Annotated in this window: 15 protein-coding genes; 5 read left to right on the top strand and 10 right to left on the bottom strand. The window is 66.3% G+C overall.

All coding sequences use genetic code 11. The features are described 5' to 3' along the window. Positions 1–20 precede the first annotated feature (20 nt). Positions 21–1,022: a prolyl aminopeptidase gene (pip, locus tag KUV62_RS08710; protein ID WP_222603292.1), complete on the bottom strand. Its 1,002-nt coding sequence runs from the start codon at positions 1,020–1,022 to the stop codon at positions 21–23. A gap of 52 nt (positions 1,023–1,074) precedes the next feature. On the opposite strand from pip, the gene ubiG reads away from it, so the two are divergent. Next, on the top strand, positions 1,075–1,827 hold the full coding sequence (gene ubiG, locus KUV62_RS08705; protein WP_222603291.1) for a bifunctional 2-polyprenyl-6-hydroxyphenol methylase/3-demethylubiquinol 3-O-methyltransferase UbiG: 753 nt from the start codon (positions 1,075–1,077) through the stop codon (positions 1,825–1,827). After that, positions 1,818–2,120, top strand: a complete 303-nt coding sequence (locus KUV62_RS08700) for a YciI family protein (RefSeq protein WP_222603290.1) — start codon at positions 1,818–1,820, stop codon at positions 2,118–2,120. The genes ubiG and KUV62_RS08700 overlap by 10 nt, the downstream gene beginning before the upstream one ends. Positions 2,121–2,144: 24 nt before the next feature. Here KUV62_RS08700 and KUV62_RS08695 read toward each other — a convergent pair whose 3' ends face one another. From KUV62_RS08695 to KUV62_RS08685, 3 genes are all read right to left on the bottom strand, one after another. Next, positions 2,145–2,585: a MarR family winged helix-turn-helix transcriptional regulator gene (locus tag KUV62_RS08695; protein WP_222603289.1), complete on the bottom strand. Its 441-nt coding sequence runs from the start codon at positions 2,583–2,585 to the stop codon at positions 2,145–2,147. Positions 2,586–2,689: 104 nt separating this feature from the next. Continuing rightward, complete coding sequence (grxC, locus tag KUV62_RS08690; RefSeq protein WP_222603460.1) at positions 2,690–2,947, bottom strand: glutaredoxin 3; 258 nt, start codon at positions 2,945–2,947, stop codon at positions 2,690–2,692. Positions 2,948–2,985: 38 nt separating this feature from the next. Beyond that, positions 2,986–3,699 (bottom strand): ComF family protein, encoded by a 714-nt coding sequence (locus KUV62_RS08685; protein ID WP_261395485.1) that lies wholly within the window; start codon positions 3,697–3,699, stop codon positions 2,986–2,988. A 30-nt stretch (positions 3,700–3,729) separates the two neighbouring features. On the opposite strand from KUV62_RS08685, the gene KUV62_RS08680 reads away from it, so the two are divergent. Together KUV62_RS08680 and hemH are read left to right on the top strand one after the other, a co-directional pair. Beyond that, the gene (locus KUV62_RS08680) at positions 3,730–4,551 is read left to right on the top strand and encodes a methyltransferase domain-containing protein (RefSeq protein ID WP_222603287.1); all 822 of its coding nucleotides are present in this window, start codon (positions 3,730–3,732) and stop codon (positions 4,549–4,551) included. Between the two features lie 59 nt (positions 4,552–4,610). Further along, positions 4,611–5,672, top strand: coding sequence for a ferrochelatase (gene hemH, locus KUV62_RS08675; RefSeq protein WP_222603286.1), 1,062 nt, complete (start codon positions 4,611–4,613; stop codon positions 5,670–5,672). A 91-nt stretch (positions 5,673–5,763) separates the two neighbouring features. On the opposite strand, the gene KUV62_RS08670 is transcribed toward hemH, so the two are convergent. Both KUV62_RS08670 and KUV62_RS08665 read right to left on the bottom strand, forming a co-directional pair. Beyond that, positions 5,764–5,958: a hypothetical protein gene (locus tag KUV62_RS08670; protein WP_040545198.1), complete on the bottom strand. Its 195-nt coding sequence runs from the start codon at positions 5,956–5,958 to the stop codon at positions 5,764–5,766. A gap of 143 nt (positions 5,959–6,101) precedes the next feature. Beyond that, on the bottom strand, positions 6,102–6,689 hold the full coding sequence (locus tag KUV62_RS08665; protein ID WP_222603285.1) for a L,D-transpeptidase: 588 nt from the start codon (positions 6,687–6,689) through the stop codon (positions 6,102–6,104). 203 nt (positions 6,690–6,892) lie between these two features. Between KUV62_RS08665 and KUV62_RS08660 the strand changes: the two genes are divergently transcribed. Continuing rightward, positions 6,893–7,459 (top strand): CAP domain-containing protein, encoded by a 567-nt coding sequence (locus KUV62_RS08660; protein ID WP_222603284.1) that lies wholly within the window; start codon positions 6,893–6,895, stop codon positions 7,457–7,459. Between the two features lie 21 nt (positions 7,460–7,480). On the opposite strand, the gene KUV62_RS08655 is transcribed toward KUV62_RS08660, so the two are convergent. The 4 genes from KUV62_RS08655 to KUV62_RS08640 all read right to left on the bottom strand — a co-directional run bounded on the left by KUV62_RS08655 (position 7,481) and on the right by KUV62_RS08640 (position 13,077). Next, positions 7,481–8,011, bottom strand: a complete 531-nt coding sequence (locus tag KUV62_RS08655; protein WP_222603283.1) for a murein L,D-transpeptidase family protein — start codon at positions 8,009–8,011, stop codon at positions 7,481–7,483. 113 nt (positions 8,012–8,124) lie between these two features. Beyond that, a complete protein-coding gene (locus KUV62_RS08650) occupies positions 8,125–9,348 on the bottom strand; it encodes a class I SAM-dependent RNA methyltransferase (protein WP_222603282.1) in 1,224 nt (407 codons plus the stop codon). Positions 9,349–9,388: 40 nt separating this feature from the next. After that, positions 9,389–11,236: an ABC transporter ATP-binding protein gene (locus KUV62_RS08645; RefSeq protein ID WP_222603281.1), complete on the bottom strand. Its 1,848-nt coding sequence runs from the start codon at positions 11,234–11,236 to the stop codon at positions 9,389–9,391. Beyond that, entirely contained in the window at positions 11,233–13,077 is a 1,845-nt protein-coding gene (locus KUV62_RS08640) for an ABC transporter ATP-binding protein (protein ID WP_222603280.1), read from the bottom strand. The genes KUV62_RS08645 and KUV62_RS08640 overlap by 4 nt, the downstream gene beginning before the upstream one ends. Between the last annotated feature and the right edge of the window lie 19 nt (positions 13,078–13,096).

Genomic DNA, 13,096 nt, shown 5'->3' with positions numbered 1-13,096 from the left:
CCTCCCTGCCTGTGGACGGGCTAGAGCCCGGTGCCCTGCTGCTCCTGACCGAGAGTTTCCGCGATCTGGTCCATGGCGCGCACCAGCTCGGCGCTGATGCCCGGCTCGGAGAGCGCATGGCCGGCGTTGCGGATCATCCGCAGATCCGCGTCCGGCCAGGCCTCGGCCAGCTCCCAGGCGCGCCGCGGCGGGCAGATCATGTCGTAGCGGCCTTGCACGATGACCCCGGGGGTGCCGTGCAGCCGGTCGACATTGTTGAGGATCCAGCCGTCTTCCTCGAGGAAGCCCTCGTTGACGAAATAATGGTTTTCGAGCCGCGCGAAGGCGCGGGCGTAATCGCCCGGCGCATCGCCGCCCGAGCCGTTGGAATAGACCGAGGCCAGCGCGTTTTCCCAGCTCGACCACGCCCGGGCGAACCGGGTCTCCTCACGCATGTCGCCGGAGAACAGCCGCTTGTGATAGGCGCCGATCAGGTCGCCGCGCTCGTCTTCCGGGATCAGGTCGGTGAAGCGCGCCCAGGGCTCGGGCCAGAACTGTCCGGCGCCGCCGCCGTAGAACCAGTCAAGCTCGGTGCGGGTCATCATGAAGACCCCGCGCAGCACCAGGTTGCGCACCCGCTCGGGATGGCTGATGCCGTAGATCAGCGCCAGCGTCGCGCCCCAGCTGCCGCCGAAGACGATGAAGCGGTCGATTCCGAGGGTCTCGCGGATGCGCTCGATGTCGGCGACGAGATGCCAGGTGGTGTTGTCCGTCACGCTAGCATGGGGGCGCGAGCGGCCACAGCCACGCTGGTCGAACAGCACGACGCGATACACGCGGGGATCGAAATAGCGCCGCATTCCCGGCGAGCAGCCGCCGCCCGGGCCGCCATGCAGCACGATCACCGGAACACCGCGTGGATTTCCGCATTGCTCGACATAGATCTTGTGTCCGTCCCCCATGTCGATCATGCGTTGATCGAAGGGGTCGATGGACGGGTAGAGATACTGCACTGCGCGCTTTTGGCCCGGGTATTTGTCCATGTTCCATCTATATTAACAGCGACACCCAAAAGACCATGGGGAAAAAGGACCAATGACCGAAACCGTCGACCCGAGCGAGATCGCGAAATTCGAGGCCATGGCCGCCGAGTGGTGGGACCCGGAGGGCAAGTTCAAGCCGCTGCACATGATGAACCCGGTCCGGCTCGACTACATCACCCGCCAGATCGCCGGCGAATACGACCGTGACATGACCGCGCCGAAGCCCTTCGAGGGGCTGCGCATCGTCGATATCGGCTGCGGCGGCGGGCTGCTCTGCGAGCCGATGGCGCGGCTGGGAGCCGAGGTCGTCGGTGTCGATGCGGCCGAGCGCAACATTCCCGTCGCCCGGCTCCATGCCGAGCAATCCGACCTCGAGATCGATTACCGCCACACCACCGCCGAGGCGCTGGCCTCTGAGGGGGAGCTGTTCGACGTGGTGATCAACATGGAGGTGGTCGAGCACGTGGCCGACCCGCTGGCCTATCTCAAGGCCTGCCGCGCACTGCTGAAACCCGGCGGGCTGCATCTGTGCTCGACCATCAACCGCAACGCCAAGAGCTTTGCCATGGCCATCGTCGGCGCCGAATGGGTGATGCGCTGGCTGCCCAAGGGCACCCATGAATGGTCGAAATTCATCACCCCCGACGAGCTCTACGACCTGATGCGACAGGCCGGTCTGCAACCGGTCGACCGCAAGGGCTACGTCTTCAACCCGATCAGCTGGACGTGGAGAATCTCCGACAGCGACCTGTCCGTGAACTACGTCACCGCCGCGATCCAGCCGGAGGCCGCGTCATGGGCGTGATCCCCGAGGGCCACAGCCTCTTCGTCGTCGATATCGAGTATGTCGTGCCCTTCGAGCAGATCGAGCCGGTGCTGGCGCCGCATATGGATTTCGTCAGGCAGGGCTATGCCGACGGGCATTTCCTGTGCTCGGGGCCGAAAAACCCGCGCAGCGGTGGCATCGTCATCGCGATCGGCGCATCGCTTGCCGCGATCGAGGCGCTGATGGCGGAGGATCCGTTTGTGAGCGCCGGCGTGGTGACGGTGCAGATCACCGAGTTCGCGGCCTCGAACCGGCATCCGGTGCTGGCCTGAACACCAGCCTGAACCGCTTGTGGCTCAGTCTGCCTCGAGCTTGAGGCGCAGCTCGCGCAGGACCGGCAGCGCGGCGCGGACCTTGTCGGCGCCGAGCTCGCCCACCATCTCGGCGATCACCGGCGCCATCGCCGCCAGCGCCGCCTCGCGGGCGCGCTGGCCCGCCGGGCTGATCGACACCATCTTTCGCCGGGCGTCGTCCCAGTCGGGGCGGATATGGACGTATCCCGCAATCTCGAGCTTGGTCAGCGTGTTGGTCATCGCCCCGCGGGTAACGTGGAAGCTCCGCGCCAGCTGCGCCGGGGTGCGCTCTTCCTGCACCCGCGCCAGATGGTTCAGAACCGAGAAATGCGAGATCTCCATCTTGTTCGGAAGCACCCGCGTCAGCCGGTTGCGAAGCAGCTGATCGGCCATCAGAAGCTCGCTGAAGAGCGAGATGGCAAGCGCGTTCTGGGGATCGGTCATTCCGGGACTATGGGATCTGAACAGTGGGTCATATGCGGGGTCCGGCATTTCTGACCCCCGGGCCCCCGGAGGTCAATAGAGACTGTCACCGCCGCGACAGAGGCTCAGCCCGCCAGCAGCGCGTCGAGCTTCCCCGCGCGCTCGAGCGCGTAGAGGTCATCGCAGCCGCCGACATGGGTTTCGCCGATGAAGATCTGCGGCACCGTGCGGCCACCATTGGCGCGCTGGGTCATCTCGGCGCGGCGCTTGGGCTCCTGCATCACGTCGATCTCGGTAAAGGCGGCGTTCTTCTGGGTGAGCAGGCGCTTGGCGGCGTGGCAGAAGCCGCAGATGGGGGTGGTGTAGATCTCGATCGTCTGCATGTCGTGCCCTTCGGATAGGTCAATCTGTTGCATGTGATCTAGGTATCCTTGACCGTCCGCGCCAGTGCGCAGACGCACACGGCGCCCGTATCCGCCGCGCGACAGGCCGCTGTTGCCTCGTAAAACGTCGCGCCCGTGGTCAGAACGTCATCAACCAGCAACACCGGGCGGCCCTTCAGAAGCTCGGCCCGTTTCGGGTTGGCGACGATGGCGTCGGCGAGGGTGCGGAAGCGTTCCTCCCTGCCGCGCCCCTCAAGCACCGGCGTGTGACGGATGCGCAGCAGGGCGTCGGGGCACCAGTCAAGGCCCAGCGCCTCGGCAAGGCCGCGCGCCAGCAGTGCCGACTGGTTGAAGCGCCGCCGCAGGTGACGGCGCAGGTGCAGCGGCACCGGAACGACCAGCGTCTCCGGGCCCGCCAACGGCCGCGCCCGCGCCGCCATCCACGGGCCTGCCGCGGCGGCGATGTCGTGCCGGTCGCCGCGTTTCAGCATGAGAACCAGGGTGCGGCCATTGTCTCGATAGGCCAGCGTCGCACAGCCGGCGCGCCAGAGTGGCGGGCTGGCGAGGCAGGCATCGCAATGCTCCTCGCGCTCCGACTCTCCCGGCAGCGGGGCGCCGCAGGTGGCGCAGGCAAGGCCCGACAGGAAGGGCGTCTCGCGCCAGCAGCCGGCGCATAGGCCGAAATCGCTCTCGACCAGCCCGCCGCAGATCAGGCAGCGCGGCGGGTAGAGCATTCTCAGCAGCGTTTGCATGGGGCCCCGCATCGGTCTACCTACTCTGCCATGTCCAGCCCAGCGCCCCTCACCGACCGCACCGCCCTCGCCCGGCATCGCGCCCGCGCGGCCCGCGATCCGGCCCTGTTCCTGCACGAGGCCGCCCGCGACGAGGTTCAGGATCGCCTGTTCGTGGTTAACAGGGCCTTTACATCACCCGCCGTGGTGACGCCGTTTCCGCAGGTCTGGGAGGGCATGCTGCCGGGGCTGAAAGCGCTGCCGGATGACGAGGTGCTGGATCTCGAGGAAGGCGCGCATGATCTCGTCGTGCACGCCATGGCGCTGCACTGGGCCAACGATCCGGTGGGCCAGCTGGTGCAGGCGCGCCGCGCCTTGAGGCCCGACGGGCTGCTGCTGGCGCTGTGCTTCGGCGGCCAGACCCTGCACGAGCTGCGCGCCGCGCTCGGGCAGGCGGAGATCGAGGTCACCGGCGGGCTGTCGCCCCGGGTCGCTCCGATGGGCGAGATCCGCGATCTCGGCGCCCTGCTGCAGCGCGCCGGGCTGGCGCTGCCGGTGGCCGACAGCTTCACCCTCACCGCCAGCTACGGCTCGGCGCTGCACCTGATGCGCGATCTGCGCGCCATGGGCGAGGGCAATGCGCTCGCGGCGCGCCTGCGCAAGCCCACCCGCCGCGCGGTGATCCTGCGCGCCGCCGCGCTCTACGCCGAGAGCTTCGGCGATGCAGAGGGCCGCGTGCCCGCGAGTTTCGAGATCGTCACCCTCACCGGCTGGGCCCCCGACGCGAGCCAGCAGAAACCGCTGCGACCCGGCTCTGCGGCGCAACGTCTCGCCGATGCATTGAATACGCGGGAAACGCCTCTGGAAGATTGAATCATTCCAAACTTGCGATACCTAAGCAAAGCTATCAGGGACAGACTCAGGACAGGACCATGCTCGACGCTTCCGACCAAGCCGCTCGCCCGGCACATGCCCCCGCCGACCACCCGAAAGTCACCGCGCCCAAGGTGGGCATCCTGCTCGCCAATCTGGGCACCCCGGATCACTATTCCTACTGGCCGATGCGGCGTTACCTGAACGAGTTCCTCTCGGACCAGCGGGTGATCGACTATCCCAAGTGGAAATGGCAGCCGCTGCTGCAGACGGTGATCCTCGGCAAGCGTCCGTTCACCTCCGGCGAGGCCTACAAGTCGATCTGGAACGAGGAGCTCAACGAGAGCCCTTTAATGACGATCACCAAGCAGCAGACCGCCGCCATCGCGGCGAAGATGCAAGAGCGCTACGGCGATCAGGTGATGGTCGATTTCTGCATGCGCTACGGCAATCCCTCGACCAAGTCGAAGGTCGAGGCGATGACCAAGGCGGGCTGCCGCAAGATCCTGTTCTTCCCGCTCTACCCGCAATATGCCGGGGCCACCTCGGCCACCGCCAATGACCAGTTCTTCCGCGCCCTGATGGAGGAAGCCTGGCAGCCGACAGCGCGCGTGGTCGATCCCTATTTCGAGCATCCGCAGTATATCGAGGCGCTGGCCCAGTCGGTGGAGCGTGGCTACTCCGGCATCGCAGACAAGCCCGACATCCTCGTGGTCAGCTATCACGGCATGCCCAAGCGCTACCTGATGCAGGGCGATCCCTACCATTGCCAATGCCAGAAGACGACACGCCTGCTGCGCGAGCGGCTGGGCTGGGACAAGACCGAGATCACCACCACCTTCCAGTCGGTCTTCGGCCCCGAGGAATGGCTCAAGCCCTACACCGTCGAGCACGTGGCCGAGCTCGCGAAGCAGGGCAAGAAGAAGATCGCGGTGATCGCCCCGGCCTTCTCGGCCGATTGCATCGAGACGCTGGAAGAGATCAACGAGGAGATCAAGGAAGCCTTCGAGCATGCCGGCGGCGAGCAGTTCAGCTACATCCCCTGTCTCAACGACGATCCGGCGCATATCGACGCGCTGTCGAAGGTGATCGAGGAAAACCTCGGCGGCTGGCTCACCTGAGCCGCCGCCCCGGCGGCCTCAGACCGGTTGGACAAAAGAAAAAGGCGGTGCCAGCGGCACCGCCTTTTCCATGTTCGTTCGCTGGAAGCGATCAGTCAGCCGAAACGGCCGCTGCCACCACTGCGATGAGCAGCAGCGGGATCAGGATGCCGGCCGACGACGAGCTTTGCTGTGCTTCTTCCACGACGACGACGGGTTCCATGACCACGTCATCCTTGGCGTAGGAACCAGCCATTGCGGTCGATGCGGTGGCGGCCAGAACTGCGGCGAGAGCGAGTTTTTTCATGTTATCCTCCAGATAATCGCTTGTCGCACAACAAAACTGCACGACAAGCACCCAAGACTTACCTCGTGAGTCTGTCTAAGCAGCAAATGCGGTAAAATGCAATCTGGAGGGCTTGACACGCCTTTGCCGCAATTTTCCGGGCGTCAAATAAGCAACACCTGCGTGCCGACCGTCGCCATCTGGTACAGCGCTTCGATGTGCTCGTTGTAGAGCCCGATGCAGCCGTTCGACGAGCGGCGGCCGATCTTGCGCGTGTCATGCGTCCCGTGGATGCGGTAATAGGTCCAGCTCAGGTGCATGGCACGGGTGCCGAGCGGGTTGTCCGGGCCGGGGCCGACATAATCGGGCCATTCCGGGTTGCGCTTCTTCATCGACGGGGTCGGACGCCAATCGGGCTGGGGGTCCTTCAGCGTGACGCGGGTGCGGCCACGCCGGGTCAGATCCTCGGTCAGTGGCACCGAGCAGGGGTAGAGGTGATAGGCGCCGTTCGGTTCCCAGTAGTGCAGCGCCCGCGACGAGATGTCGACGAGGATCGCGCCGTTGCTGAGATTGGAGAAATACGGCTGCCAGTCGAGCGTGCGGAAGCTCGAGATGTTGCGGCGCGTCGCAGCGTTGACGCTGCGCTCGATCTCGGTGGTGCCGGTGTTCACGTCCTGCGCGAGCGCCGGGGAGGCGAGCATCGCCGCGCTGCCGGCCAGAAACACGCGTCGGTCAAAACCCTTCTGTGCCATCGTCCCAATATCCTCGTGTAGCAAAACGAAAGCCCCTAACGGGGCATTAAAGCCCATGATACTGTGCGAGCCGTAGTGCCGTAAAGCCTCAGTCAGTGGCAGAAGGGGCTTCGGACCCGCCCATCACGGGGTTGTGCGTTTGATTAGCGACGCGCCAAAAGGTATTGCAGAGTGAGACCGAAACAACAATTTCAGGCAGAATAATGCAAAGACGCGCGTTTCTCACTGTTGCGGCAGCGCTGCTTGTCGCGTCCTGCGGCCCAAGCATCACCGCGCCGACCATCGGCCCCGACGGCAAGCCGCTCCCGCGCGCCTACCGGATTCCCGCCGGCTCCTCGGCGAAGATCGAGTACAGCATGCTCGATTCGGTCAACGCGCTGCGCCAGGCCGCCGGTGCCCCTGCCCTCCAGCTGAACGCCAAGCTCAACGCGGCCGCGGCCACCCATTCGCGCGACATGTCGGTGCAGAACCGGCCCTGGCATTTCGGCTCCGACGGCTCCTCGCCGATCGACCGCGTGCAGCGCGTCGGCTATAGCGGCCGGCTCGTGGGCGAGAATATTTCGGAGACCTACGAGACCGAGCTCGAGACCCTTGCCGCCTGGATGGAAGAGCCCGCGACGCGCAACGTCATCCTCGATGCCTCCGCCCGCGACATGGGCTTCGCCTGGTATCAGGAGAGCAACGGCAAGATCTGGTGGACCTTGGTCACCGGCGCCCCGGGCCTGTCTTCGACCCCGGGCGGGGTCGAAGTGGCCAGCAACGGCTTCTGATCGCTCGACGATCCCTGCCGATCACCTGCTGATGGTGATCGGCGTTCCCGTCTTCACCATCGCATAGATATGCTCGATCTGCTCGTCGCTGACGGCGATGCAGCCCCATGTCCAATCGACACTATTGCCCTTGGTCATCCAGTCGCCACCGCCGAGCCGCTTGCGATCCTTCGGCGGGCCGCCGTGGATGAAGATGTCGCCGCCCGGGCTCTTGCCCGCCGCCTCGGCGAAGGCCCGGTCATTCGGGTTGGGATAAGAGATCCCGAGGCTGAGGTGGAAGCTCGAGTTCGGGTTGCGCCGGTCGATGAAATAGAGCCCTTCCGGGGTCTTGCCGTCGCCCTCGAACTGCTTGTGACCCTGCGGCTGGAAGCCCAGCCCGATGTCATAGCTCTTCAGCACCTTGTCATGATGAAGGAGGTACATCCTGCGCTGGCTCTTCTTGACCACCACATGCGTCACCTCGGGACCATTATAGGTCCGGAACTTACTGCTGCTGCACGCAGCGAGCCCGATCGCCATCACGATCAGGAAAACTAGCCTGAATACTCGCATTTGTCCGCTCGCTCATTTGCCTTTGGCATTATTCTTGCGCGGACTTTATAGCGCAGAAACGGTCTTCAGGATAGCGGGCAGTTGTCTCGTATTTTTTAGATAATGCGCGCCGGTCACGCGTCCTGCAGGCGGAAGCTCGCAACCAGCTCCACGTGAGTCGACCAGCGGAACTGGTCCACCACCTGAAGCCAGTCCATGACATAGCCCGCCGCATCCAGCGTCGCGGCATCGCGGGCGAAGGTCACCGGGTTGCAGGAAACGAAGGCGATGCGCGGGATGCCGGCGCGGGCAAGCTCGGCGACCTGCGCCTCGGCCCCGGCGCGCGGCGGGTCGATCACCGCGGCGTCGAATCGCTCGAGATCCTCGGGCAGCAGCGGGTTGCGGAACAGGTCGCGCGCCTCGTGGGTGACATGCTTGAGCCCTTCGGCCATGCGCCAGCCCTTGTCGAGCGCCGCGGTCATGCCCTTGTCGCCCTCGACCGCGTGCACCCGCATCTCCTCGGCCAGCGGCAGCGCGAAGGTGCCGCAGCCGGCGAAGAGATCGACCACGTGGCGCGCGCCCTTCACCGCCTCGCGGACGCCGGTCAGCAGTGCGGCCTCGCCTTCGGGGGTGGCCTGCAGGAAGGCGCCGGGCGGCGGCACCACCTCGGCGCGGCCCATGCGCTGCACCGGCGGGCGGCGGGTGAGCGCCACCTCGTCGCCCCAGGCGATGCGCGCCACGTCGTGCTGGCGCGCCAGGTCGGCGAGATCCGATTGCAGCTGCGCATCGAGCGGCTTGCCACCGCTCACCGCCACGTCGAGCCCGTTGAGGCTCACCGTCACCAGCACCGAAAGCTCGCCCTTGCGGCTCGAGCCCAGCACCGCCAGCGCCTCGACCAGCGGTAGCGCCGCGGCGAGCTTCGGATCGACCAGCAGGCAATCGGGCACCGAGACGATGACGTCGGAGCCCTTCATGTGGAAACCGGCCAGCGCGCCCTTCTTGGTGCGCCGGGCCGAAAACGCCGCGCGGCGGCGGCTCTGCGGCGAGGAGGTCGCGATGGGGCGGAACGGGGCTTCGAGCGCGTGGGCGGAGAGCGCGTGGCGCACCACGCCGACCTTCCACTCGGCGACGAAAGCGTCATGCGCGTGCTGCAGCTGGCAGCCGCCGCAGCTCTTGGCGTGGCGGCAGGGCGCCTTCACCCGCCGATCCGAGGGCGTGAGGATGCGCGGCGCCGCCATGACGCCCTTCTCTATATCGCCCTCGACAACCTCGCCGGGGAGCGCGCCGGGGACGAAAACGGGGCCCGGCGCGATGCCGTCGCCCTGATGCCCGAGCCGTTCGATCGTGACCTGTTCCATGCCATGCCTCATGCCCCGATCCGGGGGCCCGAGGCAAGCCTCACTCGGCGGCCTCTCCGGCATCGTCCTCGGCATTCACGAAGCCGCCCGACTGGCGGTTCCAGTATCGCGCGTAGAGGCCACGCTTCGCGAGCAGCGCCTCGTGGGTGCCCGCTTCGGCGATGTGGCCGCGGTCGAGCACGATGATCCGGTCCATCTCGGACAGCGTCGAGAGCCGGTGCGCGATGGCCAGAACGGTCTTGCCCTGCATCACCCGCTCGAGCGCCTCCTGGATGCTGGCCTCGACCTCGCTGTCGAGCGCCGAGGTGGCCTCGTCGAGCACCAGGATCGGCGCATCCTTGAGGATGGCGCGGGCCAGCGCGATGCGCTGCCGCTGCCCGCCCGAAAGCTTCACGCCACGCTCGCCCAGGTGCGCGTCATAGCCCTCGCGGCCCATGTGATCGCGCAACGTCAGGATGAACGCGTGCGCCTCTGCCTTCTCGGCGGCAGCGATGACCTCTTCCATGCTGGCATCGGGCCGGCCATAGCGGATGTTGTCGAGCGCCGAGCGATTGAACATCGCGGTCTCCTGCGTGACCATGCCGATCTGCCGGCGCAGGCTCTCCTGCGTGACCTCCGAGATGTTCTGCCCGTCGATATATATGCCGCCCTGCTCGGCGTCGTAGAGCCTGAGCAGCAGCGCCACCATGGTCGACTTCCCCGCCCCCGAAGCGCCGACCACGCCGACCTTCTCGCCGGGGCGGATATCCAACGCGATATGCTCGATGCCGCCGCCGCCCTCGCGGCCATAGGCAAAGCCCACCTCGCGAAACTCGATGCGTCCTTGGGTGACCGAAAGCGGCTCTGCCCCGGGGGCGTCGAGCAGCGTGTGAGCGGGGGTGATGGTACGGATGCCGTCCTCGATCTCGCCGATATTGGCAAAGATCCCCATCAGCGTGAAGCTGACCCAGCCGGTCATCTGGCTGAGCCGGATCGCCACTGCGCCGGTCGCGGCAATGTCGCCCGCCGTCACGAAGCCCTGCGACCAGAACAACAACGCACCGCCGATCAGCAGCACCGGCAGCGTGCCGGCCAGTGCCATCAGGCAGAGCCGAAACGCCGAGGAGACATGACCAAAGGCGATGAACCGGTCGCGATAGGTCGACATCGCGTCGAGCGCGGCGCGGTCCTCGAAATCGTCATGCGCGAAGAGCTTCACGGTCTTGATGTTGGTGACCGTGTCGACAAGCTGCCCGGTCACCATCGCCCGCGCCGCGGCCCGCGCCTTGGAGCGCAGGCGGATGCGCGGCATGAAGAAGCGCAGCAGGAAGCCATAGGCCACCACCCAGGCCACCAGCGCGATGCCGATGCGCCAGTCGATCGAGCCGACCAGCAGGATCGAGCCGATCACCGAGGCCAGCGCGAAAAGGATCGCCTGCACCACTTCGGAGATGACGTCGTTCAGTGCCCGGGCGGTCTGCATCTCCTTCTGCGAGATGCGACCGGCGAAATCATTGTCGAAGAACGTCACCGAATGGCCCAGCGTGTAGCGGTGCACCCGGCTGAGGATCAGGTTGAAGACGTTGGGCTGCATCACCACCGATTGCACGAAGGCCGAGAGCCCCGCGATCACCGGGCGGATGACGATGAAGAACACCGCGCAAAACAGCAGGAAGGGCCAGTGATCGGCAAACACCGTGCTGGCGGTGCTGTCGAGCGTGCGATCGATCACATCGCCCAGCAGCTTCGCTGTCAGCACCTCGAAGGCGCCGCCCGCCGCCGAGAGCAGCGCCGCCGGGATCAGCACCGGCCACGCCCCGCGCAGCGCCCAGCCGACAAACCGCATCAGGGTCTGCGGCGGCGGCGTCTCGGCGCGCGAGAACGGGTCGATGATGTCGGATAGGCTCATTGCGCCGCCTCCGTGTCTGGATCAAGGAAGCCGCCGGACTGGCGGGCCCAGAACTGCGCATATAGGCCCTGACGCTGCAAAAGCACGTCATGGCTGCCTTCCTCCACGATGCGGCCGCCGTCAAGCACGAGGATGCGATCCATATGGGCGATGGTCGACAGCCGGTGCGCGATGGCGATCACCGTCTTGCCCTCCATCATGCCGTAGAGCGTATCCTGGATCGCGGCTTCGACCTCGCTGTCGAGCGCCGAGGTGGCCTCGTCGAGCAGCAGGATCGGCGCATCCTTGAGGATCACCCGCGCAAGCGCCACCCGCTGCCGCTGCCCGCCCGAGAGCTTCACGCCGCGCTCGCCCACATGGGCATCATAGCCAGTGCGCCCCTGAGGGTCCTGCAGGGTGAGGATGAAGTCATGCGCCTGTGCCTGTTTCGCCGCGGCGATGACCTGATCCTCGGTGGCATCGGGCCGCCCGTAGAGCAGGTTGTCGCGCACCGATCGGTGCAGCAACGCGCTGTCCTGCTGCACCATGCCGATGGCGCGGCGCAGGCTGTCCTGCTGGACCTCCGAGACGTTCTGACCATCGATCAGGATCGCCCCCTTCTCGGCGTCGTAGAACCGCAGAAGCAGCTTCACGAGGGTCGATTTCCCGGCGCCCGAGCGCCCCACCAGCCCGATCTTTTCACCGGGCTCGATGATCAGCGAGATATCCTCGAGCCCGCCGCTGCCGCGCCCGTAATGGTGGGTCAGGTGATCGAGCCGGATCTCGCCCTTCTCGAGCCGCAGCGGCCTGGCGTCGGGCCCGTCGACGAGGGTGATCGGCTGGGCAATGGTCTCCATGCCCTCGGCCACCACCCCGAGCTGGCGGAACAAGGTGGTGAGCGCCCACATGATCCAGCCGGTCATGGCGTTGAGCCGCAGCGTCAGCGCGGTGGCCGCTGCGACGATGCCGACACTCGCCGCCCCCTGCATCCAGAGCAGGAACCCCCATCCCACGACGCCGACGATCAGCAGGCCGTTGAGCACCACGAGGGCGAGATCCATGATGGTATAGAGCCGCATTTCCTTCTGGAACGTCTCCCGCGCGACGTCGATCGCCTCCTTGGCGTAGTCGAGCTCCTGCCGGTCCTGCGCGAACATCTTCACCGAGTGGATGTTGGTATAGGCATCCACAACGCGGCCGTTGACGAGGCTGCGCGCGTCCGAAGCCGCCTTGGAGGCCGGCCCGACCCGGCGGATCGTCCAGCGCATCAGCAGGACATAGCCGCCGAACCACAGGAGCAGCGGCAGGAGCAGGCGCGGGTCGGCATCCGCCAGCAGGACCGCCGCGCCGAGCACATAGGCGAGCGAGAAGGTGATCGCGTCGAAGACCTGGAACACCGCCTCGCCGGCGGCGGGCGGGGTCTGCATGATGCGGTTGGCGATGCGGCCGGCGAAATCGTTCTCGAACCAGCCGATCGACTGGCGCAGCACCTGCGCATGGGCCCGCCAGCGGATCAGGATGCCGAAGCTCGGCATGATGGCGTTGTTCAGCACGAGCACGTCGAGCGCCTGGATCAGCGGCCGCAGCAGCAGGATGAAGAGCCCGATCAGGATCAGCGTGGTGCCGTGCTCTTCCCAGACCTGCGCCGGCTGACCGCTCAGGATGTCGACCACCCAGCCCATCGCCCAGATCAGCCCGATCTCGACCGATGCCACCGCGACCGAGAGGATCGTGGCCCAGATGAAGAGCTTTCGGAACGGCTTGGCGTAGTCCATCAGGAACGGCAGCAGCCTCGTCGGCGGCCGGTCCGTCGGGGTGTAAGCTACGTAGGGGTCTACGAGATTTTCGAAGAAGCGGAACACTTGGGGACATCCTGTCGCT

The organism is Salipiger bermudensis (genome assembly GCF_019801965.1).
GTDB classification, from domain to species: domain Bacteria; phylum Pseudomonadota; class Alphaproteobacteria; order Rhodobacterales; family Rhodobacteraceae; genus Salipiger; species Salipiger bermudensis_A.
This window is presented reverse-complemented; position numbering and strand designations above follow the sequence as displayed.

Coding starts and splice junctions, on each gene's coding strand:
- grxC (WP_222603460.1), bottom strand. CDS start 2,947: ATGCAGACGATCGAGATCTACACCACCCCCATCTGCGGCTTCTGCCAC.
- KUV62_RS08650 (WP_222603282.1), bottom strand. CDS start 9,348: ATGGAACAGGTCACGATCGAACGGCTCGGGCATCAGGGCGACGGCATC.
- KUV62_RS08665 (WP_222603285.1), bottom strand. CDS start 6,689: ATGGCACAGAAGGGTTTTGACCGACGCGTGTTTCTGGCCGGCAGCGCG.
- KUV62_RS08655 (WP_222603283.1), bottom strand. CDS start 8,011: ATGCGAGTATTCAGGCTAGTTTTCCTGATCGTGATGGCGATCGGGCTC.
- ubiG (WP_222603291.1), top strand. CDS start 1,075: ATGACCGAAACCGTCGACCCGAGCGAGATCGCGAAATTCGAGGCCATG.
- KUV62_RS08660 (WP_222603284.1), top strand. CDS start 6,893: ATGCAAAGACGCGCGTTTCTCACTGTTGCGGCAGCGCTGCTTGTCGCG.
- KUV62_RS08685 (WP_261395485.1), bottom strand. CDS start 3,699: ATGCAAACGCTGCTGAGAATGCTCTACCCGCCGCGCTGCCTGATCTGC.
- pip (WP_222603292.1), bottom strand. CDS start 1,022: ATGGACAAATACCCGGGCCAAAAGCGCGCAGTGCAGTATCTCTACCCG.
- KUV62_RS08645 (WP_222603281.1), bottom strand. CDS start 11,236: ATGAGCCTATCCGACATCATCGACCCGTTCTCGCGCGCCGAGACGCCG.
- KUV62_RS08700 (WP_222603290.1), top strand. CDS start 1,818: ATGGGCGTGATCCCCGAGGGCCACAGCCTCTTCGTCGTCGATATCGAG.
- KUV62_RS08695 (WP_222603289.1), bottom strand. CDS start 2,585: ATGACCGATCCCCAGAACGCGCTTGCCATCTCGCTCTTCAGCGAGCTT.
- hemH (WP_222603286.1), top strand. CDS start 4,611: ATGCTCGACGCTTCCGACCAAGCCGCTCGCCCGGCACATGCCCCCGCC.
- KUV62_RS08680 (WP_222603287.1), top strand. CDS start 3,730: ATGTCCAGCCCAGCGCCCCTCACCGACCGCACCGCCCTCGCCCGGCAT.
- KUV62_RS08670 (WP_040545198.1), bottom strand. CDS start 5,958: ATGAAAAAACTCGCTCTCGCCGCAGTTCTGGCCGCCACCGCATCGACC.